This window comes from Citrobacter amalonaticus, from assembly GCF_001559075.2.
Taxonomy (GTDB): domain Bacteria; phylum Pseudomonadota; class Gammaproteobacteria; order Enterobacterales; family Enterobacteriaceae; genus Citrobacter_A; species Citrobacter_A amalonaticus_F.
The window spans coordinates 3868973-3887990 of record NZ_CP014015.2; the positions used below are offsets into that span (position 1 = coordinate 3868973).

General features: G+C 53.0%; 21 protein-coding genes. 8 read left to right on the forward strand and 13 right to left on the reverse strand.

Annotation, left to right across the window (positions count from 1 at the left end):
• Positions 1 to 16 precede the first annotated feature (16 nt).
• From csgC to AL479_RS18640, 4 genes are all read left to right on the forward strand, one after another.
• The gene (gene csgC, locus AL479_RS18625; RefSeq protein WP_061077144.1) at positions 17 to 349 is read left to right on the forward strand and encodes a curli assembly chaperone CsgC; all 333 of its coding nucleotides are present in this window, start codon (positions 17 to 19) and stop codon (positions 347 to 349) included.
• Between the two features lie 145 nt (positions 350 to 494).
• On the forward strand, positions 495 to 818 hold the full coding sequence (locus AL479_RS18630) for a hypothetical protein (protein ID WP_061077145.1): 324 nt from the start codon (positions 495 to 497) through the stop codon (positions 816 to 818).
• 89 nt (positions 819 to 907) lie between these two features.
• The gene (ymdB, locus tag AL479_RS18635) at positions 908 to 1441 is read left to right on the forward strand and encodes an O-acetyl-ADP-ribose deacetylase (RefSeq protein ID WP_058587917.1); all 534 of its coding nucleotides are present in this window, start codon (positions 908 to 910) and stop codon (positions 1439 to 1441) included.
• Positions 1383 to 2864, forward strand: coding sequence for a phospholipase D family protein (locus tag AL479_RS18640; RefSeq protein WP_105291784.1), 1482 nt, complete (start codon positions 1383 to 1385; stop codon positions 2862 to 2864). Before ymdB ends, AL479_RS18640 begins: the two co-directional genes overlap by 59 nt.
• 14 nt (positions 2865 to 2878) lie before the next feature.
• Here AL479_RS18640 and mdoC read toward each other — a convergent pair whose 3' ends face one another.
• Positions 2879 to 4039 (reverse strand): glucans biosynthesis protein MdoC, encoded by a 1161-nt coding sequence (gene mdoC, locus AL479_RS18645; RefSeq protein WP_061077146.1) that lies wholly within the window; start codon positions 4037 to 4039, stop codon positions 2879 to 2881.
• Positions 4040 to 4319: 280 nt separating this feature from the next.
• On the opposite strand from mdoC, the gene mdoG reads away from it, so the two are divergent.
• The 3 genes from mdoG (at position 4320) to AL479_RS18665 (ending at position 8688) form a co-directional block, all read left to right on the forward strand.
• Positions 4320 to 5855, forward strand: a complete 1536-nt coding sequence (gene mdoG, locus AL479_RS18655; protein ID WP_081093681.1) for a glucans biosynthesis protein MdoG — start codon at positions 4320 to 4322, stop codon at positions 5853 to 5855.
• Entirely contained in the window at positions 5848 to 8376 is a 2529-nt protein-coding gene (gene mdoH, locus AL479_RS18660; protein WP_061077148.1) for a glucans biosynthesis glucosyltransferase MdoH, read from the forward strand. The genes mdoG and mdoH overlap by 8 nt, the downstream gene beginning before the upstream one ends.
• An 84-nt stretch (positions 8377 to 8460) precedes the next feature.
• Entirely contained in the window at positions 8461 to 8688 is a 228-nt protein-coding gene (locus tag AL479_RS18665; protein WP_061078015.1) for a YceK/YidQ family lipoprotein, read from the forward strand.
• Here AL479_RS18665 and AL479_RS18670 read toward each other — a convergent pair whose 3' ends face one another.
• From AL479_RS18670 to AL479_RS18680, 3 genes are all read right to left on the reverse strand, one after another.
• The gene (locus tag AL479_RS18670; RefSeq protein WP_061077149.1) at positions 8689 to 9063 is read right to left on the reverse strand and encodes a MysB family protein; all 375 of its coding nucleotides are present in this window, start codon (positions 9061 to 9063) and stop codon (positions 8689 to 8691) included.
• Positions 9064 to 9144: 81 nt separating this feature from the next.
• A complete protein-coding gene (mdtG, locus tag AL479_RS18675) occupies positions 9145 to 10365 on the reverse strand; it encodes a multidrug efflux MFS transporter MdtG (protein WP_061077150.1) in 1221 nt (406 codons plus the stop codon).
• A gap of 158 nt (positions 10366 to 10523) precedes the next feature.
• Positions 10524 to 11444, reverse strand: coding sequence for a Kdo(2)-lipid IV(A) acyltransferase (locus tag AL479_RS18680; protein WP_061077151.1), 921 nt, complete (start codon positions 11442 to 11444; stop codon positions 10524 to 10526).
• 225 nt (positions 11445 to 11669) lie between these two features.
• Here AL479_RS18680 and AL479_RS18685 point away from each other — a divergent pair, with 225 nt between their 5' ends.
• Positions 11670 to 12722, forward strand: a complete 1053-nt coding sequence (locus AL479_RS18685) for a rhodanese-related sulfurtransferase (protein WP_061077152.1) — start codon at positions 11670 to 11672, stop codon at positions 12720 to 12722.
• A 35-nt stretch (positions 12723 to 12757) separates the two neighbouring features.
• Here AL479_RS18685 and AL479_RS18690 read toward each other — a convergent pair whose 3' ends face one another.
• The 9 genes from AL479_RS18690 to grxB all read right to left on the reverse strand — a co-directional run bounded on the left by AL479_RS18690 (position 12758) and on the right by grxB (position 18959).
• Complete coding sequence (locus tag AL479_RS18690) at positions 12758 to 13333, reverse strand: YceI family protein (RefSeq protein WP_061077153.1); 576 nt, start codon at positions 13331 to 13333, stop codon at positions 12758 to 12760.
• A complete protein-coding gene (locus AL479_RS18695; RefSeq protein ID WP_061077154.1) occupies positions 13330 to 13902 on the reverse strand; it encodes a cytochrome b in 573 nt (190 codons plus the stop codon). The genes AL479_RS18690 and AL479_RS18695 overlap by 4 nt, the downstream gene beginning before the upstream one ends.
• A 261-nt stretch (positions 13903 to 14163) precedes the next feature.
• On the reverse strand, positions 14164 to 14277 hold the full coding sequence (locus AL479_RS18700; RefSeq protein WP_043001014.1) for a YceO family protein: 114 nt from the start codon (positions 14275 to 14277) through the stop codon (positions 14164 to 14166).
• A 46-nt stretch (positions 14278 to 14323) separates the two neighbouring features.
• On the reverse strand, positions 14324 to 15445 hold the full coding sequence (gene solA / locus AL479_RS18705; protein WP_061077155.1) for an N-methyl-L-tryptophan oxidase: 1122 nt from the start codon (positions 15443 to 15445) through the stop codon (positions 14324 to 14326).
• A gap of 115 nt (positions 15446 to 15560) precedes the next feature.
• Positions 15561 to 15815 (reverse strand): biofilm formation regulator BssS, encoded by a 255-nt coding sequence (gene bssS / locus AL479_RS18710; protein WP_042320092.1) that lies wholly within the window; start codon positions 15813 to 15815, stop codon positions 15561 to 15563.
• Between the two features lie 334 nt (positions 15816 to 16149).
• Positions 16150 to 16395 (reverse strand): DNA damage-inducible protein I, encoded by a 246-nt coding sequence (gene dinI / locus AL479_RS18715; RefSeq protein WP_042319691.1) that lies wholly within the window; start codon positions 16393 to 16395, stop codon positions 16150 to 16152.
• A gap of 76 nt (positions 16396 to 16471) precedes the next feature.
• On the reverse strand, positions 16472 to 17518 hold the full coding sequence (pyrC, locus tag AL479_RS18720; RefSeq protein WP_061077156.1) for a dihydroorotase: 1047 nt from the start codon (positions 17516 to 17518) through the stop codon (positions 16472 to 16474).
• Positions 17519 to 17620: 102 nt separating this feature from the next.
• Complete coding sequence (locus AL479_RS18725) at positions 17621 to 18181, reverse strand: lipoprotein (protein ID WP_061077157.1); 561 nt, start codon at positions 18179 to 18181, stop codon at positions 17621 to 17623.
• A gap of 130 nt (positions 18182 to 18311) precedes the next feature.
• Positions 18312 to 18959 carry a glutaredoxin 2 gene (grxB, locus tag AL479_RS18730; protein WP_061077158.1) on the reverse strand — a complete coding sequence of 216 codons (648 nt, stop codon included), beginning with the start codon at positions 18957 to 18959 and terminating at the stop codon, positions 18312 to 18314.
• Positions 18960 to 19018 lie beyond the last annotated feature (59 nt).

The following is a 19018-nucleotide window of genomic DNA, read 5'->3' on the forward strand; positions in this document are numbered from 1 at the left end:
TTTTCGGGAGGAGATCATGAACACCTTATTACTCCTTGCGGCGCTCTCTAATCAGATAACGTTTGCAACCACCCAGCAAGGCGACATTTACACAATTACGCCGCAGGTCACCCTGACACAACCCTGTGTGTGCCAGGTGCAGGTTTTAGCCCTTCGTGACGGCGTGGCGGGGCAAAGTCAGTCACGACAACAAAAGACCCTTTCTCTGCCTGCTAATCAGGCCATTGATTTGACCAGACTCAGTTTAAATATCTCAGCGCAAGACACCGTCAAAATCGTGGTTACGGTTTCTGACGGCCAGTCGCTGCATTTATCACAACAGTGGCCGCCCTCTGCGAAACCGTCATAACTGACTGACAATTTATGCGTTGATGCTGGCAGAAGCGAGGCGGCTCGACTATGAATAGAGTGACGCGGAATGCGTGACTCCCGGGCCTGTCGCCATCAGGGAAAACATCACCCCTCAAGGATGAATACTCATTGAGGAAAGCATCATGCCGTTACCTGTCACGCGTAAAACGAGCCTTCTGCTGCTCGCGCTTCTTGCCCTGTATTCTTTCACCGCAATCGCGGATGCGGGAAGACAGGGCGGGGTTATTCGTTTTACCGGTCAAATCGTTGAGCCGCCCTGTAATGTGAGTCAGCAGCAACAGCGCCTTGCGATGTCTTGCTATAACGAGGGGCGCACGCAAACCCGCTATTATTCGCCGCAGGAACTGCTTAAAGCGCCGCAACACTTCAAACAGATCGCCGCGGTTAATTTGCGCTATCTGGATGAGGAGAAAAAACTGGCGGTGATGGATATCAGTTACCACTAAACCGGGCGTTCAGACAAGCACACGAAAAAAGCGATTTCAGGGTATCCCCTGCTGTACACTTACAAAACAGAGTGACGCAAGGAGGTTCTATGGAATCGCGTATTCATGTTATCCAGGGGGATATCACCACGGTCGCGGTTGATGTCATCGTCAATGCCGCAAACGCCTCGCTGATGGGGGGCGGAGGTGTTGATGGGGCAATCCATCGCGCTGCGGGTCCCGCCTTACTGGAAGCCTGTATGAAGGTCAGACAGCAGCAGGGTGAGTGCCCGACAGGCCATGCGGTGATCACGCTTGCGGGAAACCTCCCCGCCAAAGCCGTTATTCATACCGTCGGCCCAGTCTGGCGCGGCGGCGAACATAACGAAGCGCAACTGCTGCAGGATGCGTACGTTAATAGCCTGAATCTGGCGCTGGCCAACGGCTACGCGTCTATTGCCTTTCCGGCAATCAGTACCGGAGTCTATGGGTATCCGCGAGCGGCAGCCGCTGAAATTGCGTTAAAGACCGTTTCGGAATTTATTACCCGCCGCGCTTTGCCTGAGCAGATATACTTTGTCTGTTATGACGACGAAACAACCCGACTCTACCAGCGTTTACTTACCCAACAAGGCGATGAATGAACTGACCCGGCTCGCTCGCGCCACGCGTCCTCTGTGCGACAATCATCCCGGAGAATGCGGCATCCTTGCGCTCGATAACAGTCTGGACGCCTTTGCCGCCCGCTACCGGCTGGCGGAAATGGCGGAGCGCACGCTGGATGTTCAGTACTATATCTGGGAAGACGACATGTCCGGGCGGCTGCTGTTCGCCGTCCTGCTGGCGGCGGCAAAACGTGGCGTCCATGTGCGCCTGTTGCTTGATGACAACAACACGCCAGGGCTGGATGACACCCTGCAACTGCTCGACGCCCATCCCAACATTGAAGTTCGCCTGTTTAATCCTTTCTCTTTTCGCATGCTCCGGATGCTGGGTTATCTGACCGATTTCGCCAGGCTCAACCGACGGATGCATAACAAAAGCTATACTGCCGACAGTGTCGTCACCCTGGTGGGCGGGCGAAACATTGGCGATGCCTATTTTGGCGCGGGCGAGGAGCCGCTGTTCTCCGATCTGGACGTGATGGCCATCGGCCCCGTCGTCAGGGAGGTTGCTGAGGATTTCGAACGCTACTGGCATTGCGCTTCGGTTTCGACGTTGAAATCGGTACTGGCGCTTTCCGAGCAAGAGATCACCGACCGCATTGAGTTACCCGACGCCTGGTACAACGATCCCATCACCCGTCGATACCAGCATAAACTGGAAACCAGCCCGTTTATGACCCATCTCGATCGCGGAGCGCTGCCCCTTATCTGGGCGAAGACCCGGCTATTAAGTGACGATCCGTTAAAAGGCGAGGGGAAAGCGCAGCGCCACTCGTTACTGCCGCAACGGCTGTTTGACGTGATGGGATCGCCGACGGAACGGATTGACATTATCTCTGCCTATTTTGTCCCGACCCGCGCAGGCGTCTTGCAGTTGCTGAAACTGGTGCGCAAAGGCGTCAAAATTGCGATCCTCACCAACTCATTAGCCGCCAATGATGTCGCGGTGGTACATGCCGGTTACGCGCGCTGGCGGAAGAAACTACTGCGTTATGGTATCGAACTCTATGAACTGAAGCCGACGCGTGAACGTCAGGTGGTACTGCACGACAGGGGGCTTACGGGGAACTCCGGATCCAGCCTGCATGCCAAAACGTTCAGTATTGACGGGCGTAAGGTGTTTATTGGTTCACTGAATTTTGATCCCCGTTCCACGTTGCTGAACACGGAAATGGGATTTGTGATTGAAAGCGAGACGCTGGCGACGCTTATCCATAAACGGTTCATCGAGAGTCAACGCGATGCGGCCTGGCAATTACGCCTCGATCGCTGGGGGCGAATTAACTGGGTGGATCGGCAGCAGGACGCAGAGCAGGTGTTAAAAAAAGAACCCGCCACCGGATTCTGGAAGCGGGTTCTGGTGCGACTGGCGACGCTATTGCCTGTCGAGTGGCTGCTTTAACGTGGCTGCTGGCATTAGCCGGTCACTTTTTTGCTTTGTTCCTGTCTGACCGGCGGTTTGCCGGAGAACAGGAATTTGAGCAGCGGAATGCGCAAATGAATCTCGTACAGTACCAGCGCGATGCCAACCACAAAGATCAGCCCACAGATAAAGCCCAACAGATTCGAGGCAATATGCGGCGTAATGTATGCGCCGAAAAACAGTGTTAACGGATGGTGTACCAGATAGATAAACAGTGACGCATTAACAAAGTAGGTGACGCGGGCTGACTGGAAATTGAGTAAACGGTGGCCGAGGGAAAACACCACATTGACCATCCATAATCCGAGCACCATGGTGATGACATATTCCGTTTCGTACATCCAGGCATCACCACTGCCGTAGCGCTGATTCAGCAAATAGGCGATGAAGGCGAAAGCCGCCGCCAGCGTACATCCCCGTGAAGGGGTGGTGAAAAGCGCTTTAAGCTCAGGTGAGATAAAGGCCAGCGCGCCCAGCATAAAGAAAGGCACATAAAAGAGCGTTTGCATCACCACGAAATTGAACAAGCCGTCGCTGAGAATGGGTGGGTAAACAATGAACAGCGTCCGCCGTATCACCGCATAACCGATACCCAGTAAGAAGAAGATGAACGTCAGTTTGCCCATCGACACGGCAGCCAGCCGTTTTTTTTCCGCCTTTTCCAGGTTTTTTCGCATCCGGCTAAATACCCATAGACTGACGGTTGTTAATACCACCAGAACCAGTAAAAACCAGAGATGAGAAATTAATTCCCAGGCCAGCGTGTTGTATTTTTCATACAGAGAGAGCGTTTGCCAACTGTCGGCTTTTCCCTTGACGTATTGCAGCATAATAAATTGCGGCAACGTCAGCAGGGGAATCGCAGTAAGCATCGGAATGCCTACGCGTTCAACGCGTACTTTCCACCAGCGTTTCAGCGGATAACGCAGGAATAACATGTACGAAAAATAACCGGAAATAACGAAAAAGACCTGCATCCGGAATGAATGGATAAAATCATTAAACAGGGTCAGCCACCATGAGGGCTCGGCGCTGTTCACATGCCAGGTATGGCCGGAATAGATCAATGAAATATGGAAGGGAATACCCAACAACATCAGCCAGGCGCGGATGGAGTCAAGAAAATATTCACGCTGTGCGGGTACGGGATTCATAAAGGTTTTCGTATTCTCAGATTCTCAGACTAATCGTCTTATCGGTAAGGCGTTTACTCGTTACAGTCGGTGGCAACCCTACACCAAGTACAACGACCTGTCTCCAGGATAAGCACGCAAAGTGAAAAAGGGCCCGGCGAGGTGTCTAAACCATGAGCCAGCGTGCTGAACAATGCAGGGATTCAGTTGTCCTAATGCCTGATTATCCATTAAAATAGATCGGATCGATATAAGCACACAAAGGGGGAAGTGCTTACTAATTATGAAACATAAACCACAAATGATGAAAATGCGTTGGTTGGGTGCGGCAGTCATGTTAACGCTGTACACGTCGTCGGCCTGGGCCTTCTCCATCGATGATGTTGCAAAGCAAGCTCAATCCTTAGCCGGTAAAGGCTATGAGGCGCCAAAAAGTAACTTGCCCTCCGTTTTCCGCGACATGAAATATGCGGACTATCAGCAGATCCAGTTTAATCGCGACAAAGCATACTGGAGCAATCTTAAGACCCCATTCAAGCTCGAGTTCTACCACCAGGGTATGTACTTCGACACGCCGGTTAAAATCAATGAAGTCACGGCAACCACGGTTAAAAGAATCAAATACAGCCCGGACTACTTCAATTTCGGCGACGTTCAGCATGATAAAGACACGGTAAAAGATCTCGGCTTTGCGGGTTTCAAAGTGTTGTACCCGATCAACAGCAAAGACAAAAATGATGAAATCGTCAGCATGCTTGGCGCAAGCTACTTCCGCGTCCTGGGTGCCGGTCAGGTGTATGGCCTTTCTGCGCGCGGCCTGGCTATTGATACCGCGCTGCCTTCAGGCGAAGAATTTCCCCGCTTCCGTGAGTTCTGGATCGAACGTCCAAAACCGACTGACAAGCGCCTGACGATTTATGCCTTACTGGACTCTCCGCGTGCGACCGGGGCCTATCGTTTTGTGATAATCCCTGGGCGTGACACCGTTGTCGATGTGCAGTCGAAAGTCTACCTGCGCGATAAGGTCGGTAAACTGGGCGTGGCGCCGTTAACCAGTATGTTCCTGTATGGGCCAAATCAGCCCTCACCGGCGACCAACTATCGTCCGGAACTGCATGATTCCAACGGCTTGTCGATTCATGCCGGCAACGGCGAATGGATCTGGCGTCCGCTGAATAACCCGAAACACCTTGCGGTGAGCAGTTTTGCGATGGAAAACCCGCAAGGGTTTGGCCTGCTGCAACGTGGCCGTCAGTTCTCTCGCTTTGAAGATCTCGACGACCGTTACGATCTGCGCCCAAGCGCCTGGATCACGCCGAAGGGCGAGTGGGGCAAGGGTAAGATTGAACTGGTTGAAATCCCGACCAATGACGAAACCAACGATAACATCGTCGCTTACTGGACGCCGGATCAACTGCCTGAACCTGGCAAAGAGATGAACTTTAAATACACGCTGACGTTCAGTCGCGATGAAGACAAACTTCATGCGCCGGATAACGCCTGGGTGCAGCAGACGCGTCGTTCAACCGGCGATGTCAAACAGTCGAATCTCATTCGCCAGCCTGACGGTACGATCGCCTTCGTGGTGGACTTCACCGGCACGGACATGAAAAAACTGCCGCAGGATACCCCGGTCACCGCGCAAACCAGCATTGGCGACAACGGCGAGATCGTGGAAACAACGGTACGTTACAACCCGATCACCAAAGGTTGGCGTATGACGATGCGCGTGAAAGTGAAAGATGCGAAGAAAACCACTGAAATGCGTGCGGCATTGGTCAATGCCGATCAGACGTTGAGTGAAACCTGGAGCTACCAGTTACCTGCCAATGAATAAAACAACTGAGTACATTGACGCCATGCCGCTCTCGGAGATCGAGAAAGCGGCATTGCCGACAACTGACATCCGCGCGGTGCACGAAGCGCTGGATGCCGAGCATCGCCGTTACTCGCGAGAAGACGATTCACCGCAGGGTTCTGTTAAAGCGCGTCTGCAACAAGCCTGGCCAGACGCGCTGGGCGACGGGCAGTTGATCAAAGATGACGAAGGGCGCGACCAGCTTCAGGCAATGCCAAAAGCCAAACGTTCTTCGATGTTTCCCGATCCCTGGCGGACCAACCCGGTTGGGCGCTTCTGGGATCGTCTGCGTGGACGTGACGTCACGCCGCGCTATCTGGCTCGTCTGACGAAAGAAGAACAGGAAAGCGAGCAGAAGTGGCGTACCGTCGGCACCCTTCGTCGCTATACGCTGCTGCTGCTGACGCTGGCGCAGACGGTCGTCGCGACCTGGTACATGAAGACGATTCTGCCGTATCAGGGCTGGGCGCTGATCAATCCGGCGGATATGGTTGGGCAGGATCTGTGGGTCTCCTTCATGCAGTTGCTGCCGTATATGCTGCAAACCGGTATTTTGATCCTCTTTGCGGTGCTGTTCTGTTGGGTTTCCGCCGGGTTCTGGACTGCGCTGATGGGCTTCCTGCAACTGCTGATTGGTCGCGATAAGTACAGTATTTCGGCGTCAACGGTCGGTGACGAACCGCTGAATCCGCAGCACCGTACCGCGCTGATTATGCCTATCTGTAACGAAGACGTTGATCGCGTTTTTGCCGGCCTGCGCGCGACATGGGAATCGGTAAAAGCGACCGGCAACGGCGAGCATTTCGATGTCTATATTCTTAGCGACAGCTACAATCCCGATATCTGCGTTGCAGAACAAAAGGCGTGGATGGAGCTGATTGCCGAAGTGCAGGGCGAAGGACAGATTTTCTATCGCCGTCGTCGCCGTCGTGTGAAGCGTAAAAGCGGTAACATTGATGACTTCTGCCGTCGCTGGGGCAGCCAGTACAGCTACATGGTAGTGCTGGACGCCGACTCTGTGATGACCGGTGAGTGCCTGAGTGGTCTGGTGCGTCTGATGGAAGCGAACCCGAACGCCGGGATCATTCAGTCATCGCCGAAGGCGTCCGGAATGGACACTCTGTATGCGCGCTGTCAGCAGTTTGCGACGCGCGTATACGGACCGCTGTTCACCGCCGGTTTGCACTTCTGGCAGTTAGGTGAATCCCATTACTGGGGGCACAACGCCATCATCCGCGTGAAGCCGTTCATCGAACACTGTGCGCTGGCGCCGTTGCCGGGTGAAGGCTCTTTCGCCGGTTCTATCCTGTCGCACGACTTCGTGGAAGCGGCGTTAATGCGTCGAGCCGGGTGGGGCGTGTGGATTGCTTACGATCTGCCAGGCTCCTATGAAGAACTGCCGCCGAACCTGCTGGATGAGCTGAAGCGTGACCGTCGCTGGTGTCATGGCAACCTGATGAACTTCCGTCTGTTCCTTGTAAAAGGGATGCACCCGGTTCACCGCGCCGTGTTCCTGACCGGGGTGATGTCTTATCTCTCCGCGCCGCTGTGGTTTATGTTCCTCGCGCTGTCGACCGCGCTGCAGGTAGTCCATGCGCTTACCGAGCCGCAATACTTTCTGCAACCGCGCCAGCTGTTCCCGGTCTGGCCGCAGTGGCGTCCTGAACTGGCGATAGCCCTGTTTGCCTCGACGATGGTGCTGCTGTTCCTGCCGAAGCTGCTGAGTATTCTGCTCATCTGGTGTAAAGGCACCAAAGAGTACGGTGGATTTCTCCGCGTGACGCTGTCGCTGCTGTTGGAGGTGTTGTTCTCCGTACTGCTGGCGCCGGTGCGCATGCTGTTCCACACCGTCTTCGTGGTGAGTGCCTTCCTCGGCTGGGAAGTGGTGTGGAATTCGCCGCAGCGTGACGATGACTCTACCCCGTGGGGCGAAGCGTTTATGCGTCATGGTTCGCAGCTGCTGCTGGGCCTGGTGTGGGCGGTCGGCATGGCGTGGCTGGATCTGCGTTTCCTGTTCTGGCTGGCGCCGATTGTCTTCTCGCTGATCCTGTCACCGTTTGTCTCGGTGATCTCCAGCCGTTCAACGGTCGGTTTGCGTACCAAACGCTGGAAGCTGTTCCTGATCCCGGAAGAGTATTCACCGCCGCAGGTGCTGGTGGATACCGACAAGTATCTGGTGATGAACCGCAACCGCTCGCTTGAGGACGGCTTCATGCACGCGGTGTTTAACCCGTCGTTTAACGCGCTGGCTACCGCGATGGCGACAGCTCGTCACCGTGCAAGCCATGTGCTGGAGATTGCCCGCGATCGTCACGTTGAGCAGGCGCTGAACGAGACCCCGGAAAAACTGAATCGCGACCGCCGTCTGGTACTGCTGAGCGATCCGGTGACGATGGCGCGTTTGCACTATCGTGTCTGGAATTCACCAGAGAAGTATTCATCGTGGGTGAGTTACTATCAGGATATCACCCTGAACCCACAGACGCTGAAGACGCCGTAAGCGCCATCCGGCGAAATCATCTGAAAAATACCGGCCTGCGCCGGTATTTTTTTATACTGAAGAAAACGATTGATGAGGTATCCCGTGCGAATCATAGCGGTGGGCATCATGGTGATGCTGTTAAGCGGGTGCGGCAGCATTATCAGCCGGACAATCCCCGGACAGGGGCATGGTAACCAGTACTATCCGGGCGTGCAGTGGGACGTCCGGGATTCAGCATGGCGTTATGTCACTATCCTCGATTTGCCGTTCTCGCTGGTGTTTGACACGCTGCTGTTGCCGCTCGACATGCATCACGGCCCTTACGAGTAATTACCGCTCATCCCATTCATCGGCTGCGGTTTGACCCTCTTCGGTATCCAGCGGGGGCTCAAGTTGAAATTCGCCTTCATCCCATTCATGCAGTGTATTCTCTTCCAGCCACTCCTGGCGGATCTCTATCTCATCATAGTCGCCGTCAAAGACGCTTTGCGCGGCCTCGCCACTGAGCATCGGCAGGCATTCGCCTTCTTCTCCTTCATCGGCAAAAAACTCGACCTGCCACATGATGTCGCCATCCTGTAGCACATATTTCTGCACGTTGAACTGCTGTACATCGGCTTCATCCTGCTCGAGCTCAGGATGGTCCGCCAAAAATTCTTCACGGGCTGAGTCAATGGCTTCTTCCAGCGTTGCATACAGGGTCATCAGAGTCTCCCTTTGATTTGATGAGGTATTCAGGGAAAGAATAGCTGATTCTCCGGTTATGCAAGTATGAATGCTGAAAAATCATCCCGCTGTTCGCGAGAAAGCACGACGACGCAGGCTGTTCCAGGAATAAATAGCGTTAAACAATACTACCCCGGCGGTGACCAGAAAGACGGCGCGGAAGCCATAGTTAGCGGAAATCGCCGCCCCCATGAGCGGGCCGGTGACGTTGCCGATATCGCGGAAAGACTGGTTATAACTAAAGATGCGCCCGGCGATTTGGTTTGTGGAGTTATAGACCAGCAGCGTTTGTACCGCCGGCAACAGCGCGCCGTCAGCGGCACCCAATAAAAAGCGCAGTACCGCCAGTTGCCACGGAGTCTGCACAAAGGACATGGGGACAAGCAGCAGGACGGAGAGGATCAGCGCAACGATGAGGATTTTCTCTGGCCCGATGCGGTCTCCCAGTTTGCCGAGTCTTGGCGCGCTGAGTAACGCCGCGACGCCGGGTACGGACGCGATCATCCCGCTGATAAACGCAATATTGCTGACGTTACCCGCCAGTTCGCGCACATAGAGGGTCAGAATCGGCGCAATGGAACCTGTCGCGACCTGAATAATCAGCGTGGTGACGAACAGGCTCAGTACCAGTTTCGGGTTCTTAAGCGTGGCAACCACTTCCCGGACGCGCAGCATCTCTTTCTTGCTGATGGGTTTGAAGTTTTCGCGAATAAAAAACAGCGTCAATAAGAAACAGATCAGCAGCACCGTCGCGGTGATGAAGAAAACCGGGCGCAGGCCATACTGGTCGGCGAGCAGGCCGCCCGCGAGTGGGCCGAGTAATGCACCGCTGACGCCGCCGGTAGAGAGCGTTCCCAGCGCCCAGCCGCTTTTATTGCGTGGTACCTGGGTGGCGATCAGGGCGTTGGCGTTGGGAATGAATCCGCCCAGTAACCCGAGCAGCGCACGCAGCACCAGAAACTGCCAGATATTCTGCGCAAGGCCCATTAGCAGCATCACTATCGCCATTCCCAGCGCGGATCGCAGCAGCATAATCTTTCTGCCTTTACGGTCGGCGAGTCCGCCCCAGAAGGGAGAGGCGATAGCAGAAAAAAGAAACGTAATACTAAAGACCAGTCCGGACCACATGTTGAGCGCACTGTGGCCCGTTACGCCGAGTTGTTCGACATAAAGCGGTAAAAATGGCATCACCAGGCTAAATGCGGCGCCGGTTAAGAAACAGCCGAGCCAGGTGACAGTGAGATTACGTTTCCAGTTTATGGGAGTATCAGAGGGTGACATAGCGATCCGCGTGTGATGCGCTGTTGGCGCGATCGGGCAAAAAACGAATATAAATTAAGCATATTCATTATGCGCCTGGATGCAGAGGGTCGCAATGCGGGGAGCTTTTATCGCTAAAAGTGGTGAAAAAGCAGTCCGGAAGGACTGCTCTGTAGGATTTAATAGCGGGAAGGCATCCCGGCAGGACGCGTTTTAAAGCGGCGATGTAGCCACATGTACTGCTCCGGCGCCATCATGATGCACTTTTCAACAATCTTGTTCATCCAGGCGGCGGTGGTCTCTGCGTCATCCAGCGGCGGTGAACATTCGGGCGGTAACATAATCAGCTGGTAGCCTTTGCCGTCGGGCTTACGACGCGGAACAAACGGCACCAGGCAGGCATTAGACATTCGCGCCAGCATCCAGGTGCCGGAGGTGGTGGCCGCCTGTTCAACAGCAAAAAGCGGGACGAACACGCTGGCGCGCGGGCCATAATCGTGGTCCGGCGCATACCAGACCACTTCGCCTTTCTTCAGCGCCTTAATCATTCCTTTCAGATCTTTGCGATCGAGCATGGATTTATTGGAACGCATACGTCCCCAGGTCTGGAGCCAGTCGAGCAAGGGATTATCATTCGGGCGATAAACGCCGATGCCGGGTTCCTGCAAACCGAACTGGCGCGCGCCGAGTTCCAGGGTTAAAAAGTGCAACCCCACCAGCAAAATTCCGCGCTGCTGAGCCTGAACGTCACGAATATGCTCCATACCGATCACTTCCGTCCAGCGGGTGATGCGACGATCGGACCAGAACCAGGCCATCCCGGTTTCCAGCAGACCCATACCGACGGATTCAAAGTTTTTAACCACCATCGCATGACGGTCGCCCTCACTCATTTCAGGGAAACAGAGCTCGAGGTTACGATACGCAATTTTCGTCCGCCGCTTCATCAGACGATGCGCCAGGTGACCCATCATATGACCAAGGCGATAGAGTATCGGATAGGGCAACTGCACGACCAACCAAAGTGCGCCAATACCGAGCCAGGTTAACCAATACCGTGGATGCAGTAGTGCTGCGGAGAACTTGGGTAAATTCGTCATGTCTTTCCTGTTGTATACCTTAAAACGGGCAATTATCTGTATTGTTGCATTTTTTCGCTGCCAGAAAAAATTTGTGGCTTTGGAATGGCGATAAATGCAGCAAATGTTGTTAATTTTTTAGTTTGAAGAAGGAAATGTAGCGCAAAATGTATGGATGTAAATTGGCACTGATTGCTATATGATGCCGCCGATTCTGATTTTCACCTGTTGCAGGACCCGTACACCATGCCAGTGTTACATAACCGTATTTCCAATGACGCCCTCAGAGCCCGGATGTTGGCTGAAACTGAGCCGCGCACGACCATTTCGTTCTACAAATATTTTACCATCGCAGACCCGCAGGCCACACGCGATGCGTTGTATCAAAAGTTAACAGCGCTGAATGTTTTTGGTCGGATCTATCTGGCGCATGAAGGGATTAATGCCCAAATCAGCGTACCGCAAAGTCAGGTGGAGGCGTTCCGCCAGCAGCTGTACGCCTTTGATCCGGCACTTAACGGCGTGCGTCTGAACATTGCGCTGGAAGATGATGGGAAATCTTTCTGGGTGCTGCGGATGAAAGTGCGTGAGCGGATTGTGGCGGATGGCATTGAGGATCCGAGCTTTGATGCCAGCGATGTCGGCGACTATCTCAAGGCTGCTGAAGTGAACGCGATGCTCGACGACCCGGATGCGCTGTTCATCGATATGCGTAACCACTACGAATACGAAGTGGGCCATTTTGAGAACGCGCTGGAAATTCCGGCCGACACGTTCCGCGAGCAGTTACCCAAAGCGGTCGAAATGATGCAGGAACACAAAGATAAAAAGATTGTGATGTACTGCACCGGCGGTATTCGCTGTGAAAAAGCCAGCGCCTGGATGAAGCACAATGGCTTCAGTAAAGTGTGGCACATTGAAGGCGGTATCATTGAATATGCGCGCAAGGCCCGCGAGCAGGGGTTACCGGTGCGTTTCATCGGCAAAAACTTTGTGTTTGACGAGCGCATGGGCGAGCGCATTTCAGATGAGGTGATTGCACATTGTCATCAGTGCGGCGCGCCGTGCGACAGCCACACCAACTGTAAAAATGACGGCTGCCATCTGCTGTTTATTCAGTGCCCGGCGTGTGCGCAACAGTACAACGGTTGCTGCAGCGAGATTTGTTGCGAAGAGAGTGCGTTACCGGAAGAAGAGCAACGTCGCCTGCGCGCAGGGCGCGAGAACGGTAATAAAATCTTCAACAAGTCGCGTGGGCGACTGAATACGAAACTGGGTATTCCGGATCCCGCCGAGTAACGAACAGGAGAGGGGGGAGCCCCCTCTCGAAATGCTTACTTCTGCTGTACGCCTTCAACCGAGATAATTAAATCCACTTCCTGCGAGGCAGGACCCAGATCGGTGGTGATGTTGAAATCCTTCAGCTTGATTTTACCTTCGGCTTCGAAGCCTGCGCGTTTACCTCCCCACGGATCGTCACCCTGACCGATCATCTTCGCTTCCAGCGTCACCGGCTTTGTTACGCCGTTTAACGTCAGATTCCCGGTGATGTCCAGTTCGTCACCGTCTTTCTTCACGCTGGTGGAGGTAAAGGTCGCCTGCGGGAATTTCGCTACATTCAGGAAATCAGCGCTGCGCAGGTGCTTGTCACGCTCGGCGTGGTTGGTATCCACGCTGTTGGTGTTGATAGTCACGTTCACTTTGTCTGCCGCGGGATCTTTTTCATCAAAGGTAAAGGTCCCGTTGAAGTCTTTGAACGTGCCGTACAACCAGCTATATCCCAGGTGTTGAATGCGGAAATTAACAAAGGCATGTTGTCCTTCTTTGTCAATTTTATAATCCGCCGCTACGGCGGAACCGGTGGTGAACAGCAGAGAGGCGAGAGTTAAACCCAGCAGGCTTTTTTTCATTTTTGAGCTCCATAGTCAGATGACGACTTACCCAACATGCGATTCAGGGTGTCGTCTTTATCGATAAAGTGGTGTTTGAAGGCCATCAGGCCATGCAGAACGGAAAGAATAACGACGGTCCAGGCCAGCCACAGGTGTACGCTTCCGGCGAGATCGGCCTGAACGCCAGCATCCGCGAAGGTCGCCGGGACATCAAACCAGCCGAAAACGCTGATCGGTTTACCGTCCGCTGTTGAGATCAGGTAACCGCTGATGACAATGCTAAACAACAGCAGGTATAGCGCGAGGTGGCCCAACGCTGCGCCAGCGCGGGTCAGGGCCGAATAGCTCTTCAGTGCTTTCGGCGGTGGAGAGAGCAGACGCCAGATGACCCGCACGACCAGGCCCATCATCAGCAGGATCCCGATGCTCTTGTGCAATTCCGGCCCCTGGTGATACCAGCCGTCATAATAGCTCAACGTCACCATCCAGAGACCGAGAGCAAACATACCGTAGACCACCAACGCAGTTAGCCAGTGAAGCATGGCGGAAATAAAACCATATCGTTGAGGGGTATTTGAAAATTGCATAAAAATTCCATTTCATATTTCAGGATTGAATGAAAATGGCCCGACAGAGACATAAATGCAACTAAAAAATAACATCGGGAGAGATATTTAACGTTGATTCAATAATTTTGCATTTAGTATGGATTTTGATTCAATGGATTCGTCAGAAATGACCGATTCGTGACTGTTTGTTGGGGTGGGGGATTGGTTTTGTTATTCAAAAAATCAAAACAAAAATTAGATAACCTTCAGTTTTTGTCAGTATTTGTCAATGCTGAGGGCTCAGTAAAACAGGATGTAAATAACATCAAGAATAGCCAGTAGCGACCACAAAATAACGTAGAGCATAAAATGCTCGCGAATATTGTTGACCAGATAAAGAAACAGACGACGCATATTTTAATCACCATTAAAAAGGCCTCATTACGAGGCCATTTGATGATTATGCCGTAAATCGGGAAAGCCTGAATGGCGTCAGGTCAAAGGCGGATGGCTTTTCCTGGGCAAAGTCAGCGGCAATTTCACCCAACACCGAGGCAAATTTAAAGCCGTGACCACTCAGCCCGGTCACGATCAGCGTGTTGTCATGGCCGGGCAGCGTGTCGATGATAAAGTCTTCATCCGGTGAGTTGTCGTAGGTGCAGGCCGCACCGTGCAGACAGCAGCCGATCCCCGGAAGGACATTACGCAGGAACGGGAATGCTTCAGACCCATCGCTGGCGATACTGGCAAACGGTTTGCGATCGGCTTCGGCGTGGATAAGTTGCCCGCCGTTGTGCTTACCGATTTTCAGTTCGTCGTTCTCCGCCGGGAAGCCGTAATATTGATCGCCATTGGGCAGTTCACCGGTGAAGGCAGGAAACTTATTCTTGATGCTATAGCGGCCATCGGCCTGATACCAGGCAAATACTTTTCGTACCGGCTGGATGGGGAGGTCGGGGATCAAAGCCTGAACCCAGGTACCGGCGCTCACCAGCGCTTTCTTCGCGCTGTACTCGCCGTCAGCGGTTTCCACCGTTACTCCGCCGTCATCATCATGGTGAATGGCTGTGACCGGGCAGTTGAAGAGCTGAGCGCATCCTGCTTGTTCTGCCAGACGGATCCAGGTTTTGATCGCCAGTTCACTGCGTAAAAAACCGGAATCCGCTTCGAACAGGCCGGTGTAGTCTGCAGGTACGCGGATTTCAGGCCAGCGCGCCATGATGGCGGCGGCATCCAGTTGCTCAACGTTCAGTTGCCACTGTTTTGCGCTGCGCGCGACGTTTGCCAGGAAGGGCGAATCGGCGGGGCCAAGATTGATGACGCCGGAGCGGACGAAAATCGGCTCTTCATTTTGAGTGGAGAGTTCGTCCCATAGCGCCTGCGCGCGCAGCACCAGCGGAACGTATTTTTCACCTTCGCCATATGCGTGGCGGATCAACCGGGTGTCGCCGTGATGACTACCCTGTTGGTGTGGCGGCATATGCGCGTCGGTCATCAGAACGTTTAACCCGGCGCGAGTGGCATAATAACCTGCGGCTGCCCCAACGGACCCGCTGCCTATAATGATTAAGTCGTATTTCATCGGTTTCTCTCTGCTGTCGCGTTTGATGCAGAGTAAATAAGTGAAATGCGTAATACAACCCAGAAATAGCAAAGGCACCCCGAAGGTGCCTTTTTAAGTGAGAATGTCCGTCTCGTTAATGCCGACGGTATTCGTTTACCTGGTAATCGCCGGATTCGATTTTGGCAATGCCGGCTTCTAATATCGAAATAAATTGTCTGGCAACATCGGTGGTTAACCAGAGCGTTTGACCGACTTCTGTACCATCGGGTTCGGGACGATTTGGAGTCTGGTAGTGCAAACGCAGCATCAGCGCGTCATAGCTATCTACGGTGCTGATGTCCCATCCCACAAGCGGATGAGTCTGAATGACTTCATTATTCTTTTCCATCATGCCCCCTAATTCGTGTTACAAGACAACGGTTTTCGAGGTTCAATGCGTTTTTATCTGAAGCAACTTCAGTATATCAATAAATAAGGGTATTCACTGAGATTTTAAAGAGGGGGGAGCATAAATTTCTGCAAATTAAGAATTTGTGAGTAATTAATCACCATCTTGTTCACTCTTTTTAAGTATGTTGTGCAATAATCTTGAGTGACTGGTGAAAATATAATCAATTCTGAAGGCAACAGGGAATTATTAAATGATGCCGCAAAACAGTTGTCTTAACGATGAGAGAAAAAAGCCGGGGCGACCCGGCAAAAGAGACTACGGCATAGCATTTTTATTCTTTAATGAACCAGTCGTCAGCGCTTTCCCAGGTTTCCTGGAGAATTTCGCTGATCCGTTCTTTATCTTCTTTCGTCGCGCCAATCACGGACAAATTATTTGCAGCGGCATAACGAACGGTCACGTTACCGTCATTATCGGGAAAGTGGTGAGTAATACGACGGGAGAGTTCACCTGCCAGGGCGTCAATAGCTCCGGCAGGTAAAGGTGAAGTTTTAGCAATGGTGACTTCAATACGCATAATGGCCCCCTGTTGAATATACTGGTTATTTATACAGTCATCCTGGCCAGGTTACAACAGGCGGCATCGTTTTTTTTTACTTTTTAATCGTCCAGCGTACCGTTTCGCCCCCGAGGAACGGCACCAGCGTATCGTCGGTCAACGCGATGCTCTCTGGTACTTGCTGCTCTTCACGTACCAGTTCAATGAAGGTGTCATTGACCTCCAGGCCGTAGAATCGCGGACCGTTCAGTGAACAAAACGCTTCAAAGTGCGCCAGGGCATTCATCTCTTCAAATACGCTTGCATAACTGGCCAGTGCCGTTGGCGCGTTGAAGCATCCCGCGCAGCCACAGCTCGATTCCTTACGATGACGAGCGTGCGGGGCCGAATCGGTGCCAAGGAAGGCGCGCTCAAAGCCGCTGGCAACCAGTTCACGCAAGGCTTGCTGGTGAACATTGCGTTTCAGAATTGGCAGGCAGTAGAGGTGTGGGCGAATGCCGCCAACCAGCATGTGATTACGGTTAAACATCAAGTGCTGCGGTGTAATCGTCGCGGCCAGTAATTCGTTGCCGTCACGGACATACTCCGCCGCATCTTTGGTGGTGATGTGCTCAAAGACCACTTTCAGCGCAGGCAGGCGCTGGCGCAGAGGCTCCATCACTGTCTCAATAAAACGCGCTTCCCGGTCAAAAATATCGATATCGGCGTGGGTGACTTCGCCATGCACCAGCAGCGGCATCCCGAGTTTTTCCATGCGCTCAAGTACTGGCATGATCGCATCAATGGAGGTGACGCCGTGGCTGGAGTTGGTCGTGGCATTCGCCGGGTAGAGTTTGGCTGCGGTGAACACGCCTTCGCGAAAGCCGCGTTCCAGTTCAGCGGGATCCAGCGTGTCCGTTAAATAGCAGGTCATCAGCGGCGTGAAGGTCTGTCCGGCAGGGACCGCATCAAGGATGCGCTGGCGGTAGGCAATTGCCGCATCTACCGTGGTGATCGGCGGCGCCAGGTTGGGCATCACAATCGCACGTGCATAAACATCGCTGGTGTACGGCACAACCGTTTTCAGCATTTCGCCGTCGCGAAGGTGAAGGTGCCAGTCATCTGGGCGGCGGATCTTTAAAACCTGGGAAGGTGCTGTCATCAATATGCTCCGGCTGGGGGATGTCATTTTTGCCGGAAACAAAGGATAAGGGGAAACGTTTTCGTTTGCACGTAAAAAAAGGCGCCGCAGCGCCTTTGTCGTTTAATCAGTGAACGGGATGATGATTTCGCCCGGTTTCACCTCAATGCCTTTGGCGTATTTTTTCGCCAGCGCTTCGCCTTTGCTGCTGTCTTCGCGCAGGACATACGCTGGCTGCTGGTTAAAGTAATTGCGCAGTGACTGATTCAGATAAGGCATCAGGGTTTGCAGCACCGACTGCATTTTTTCCGGCGTCACGGTGGCGTCCACGACTTCCATTTCCTGCAGGAAGATGGCCCCTTTTTCTTTATTGAAGACGGGCAGGGCTTTCAGTTTTAGCTTAATGGTTGCTTTCTGACTGCCAAACAGCGAATTCATATCCAGTTTTGCATCGCCGGTCAGCGTCACTTTGTTCGGCTCTTCGCGCCCAATCTGACTGGAGAGATTGTTGAGTACGATATGCGCATCGGCAACGCCCGGAAGTCCGATATCTTTGGCAAAGTTGTTGCGCTTTTCGAGCGCCTGATTTATTTCATGTTCGCTTACGGTGTACTGTGTGAGCTGATTACAGCCGGTCAACAGGCCGCCAACAATCAACGCGGCAGCAAAAAAAATCTTCTTCATGGGGTTCCTCTACACGATGCGGTCGTCATAATCCTGACATAACGCAGCATGTGTCACCAGCACGAACTTCGCCAGTAGAAAAAACTGAAAAAAGCGGCAGCCGGTATGGTTCAGCCACCGCCGGTAAACGTTAAATCGCCATTGATGATAACAGATTGATCTGCGTCTGTTTCGCCATATTGTCGCGATAGTCAGCAACGCGTGTCGGCCAGTGGATACCGGCCACCAGCGTCAGATTACGCAGCAGGGGGAATAACTGGATGTCGTCTTCGGAAAGCTCACCGTTCACGCCATTGGGTTGCACAATGAGCTTATCCAGTGCGCGCAAATCATCACTGATTTTTTTGGTCAGGCCAGCGGAATGGGCAAGATGGTCGGCAAAACTACCAATCATCGCCTCTTTCTTCTCAGTAAAATACTTGCGTGCCGAAGGGGTGGAAAACTCATCAAATGCAGATTTTGCAAAACGCGGCAGCAACAGGTGATTGGCGTAGCTGTTCACTTTGCGCAGCCACTCGTCAATGGCAGGGTTCTTCTTGCCGGTGAGCAGCGGTTTGCCATCCAGCTTATCGACGTAATGGACGATGTCCATGCTTTCCGGTAGATAGCGGCTGTCGTCTTTTTGCAGAATGGGCACCATTTTCTGGCCAATCATTCGGGTTGGGGTTTCGTCATCGTCGTTGGCCAGGACATTCAGTTCGACGGGGATGTTTTTGAGGCCAAAAATCATGCGGGCTTTGATGCAGAAAGGGCAGTGATCGTAAATATAAAGCTTCACGTTTCTCCTCCATTTGACTGTCAGTTCCCTTTCAGTATGGAGGAGAGATGCGCAGGTAT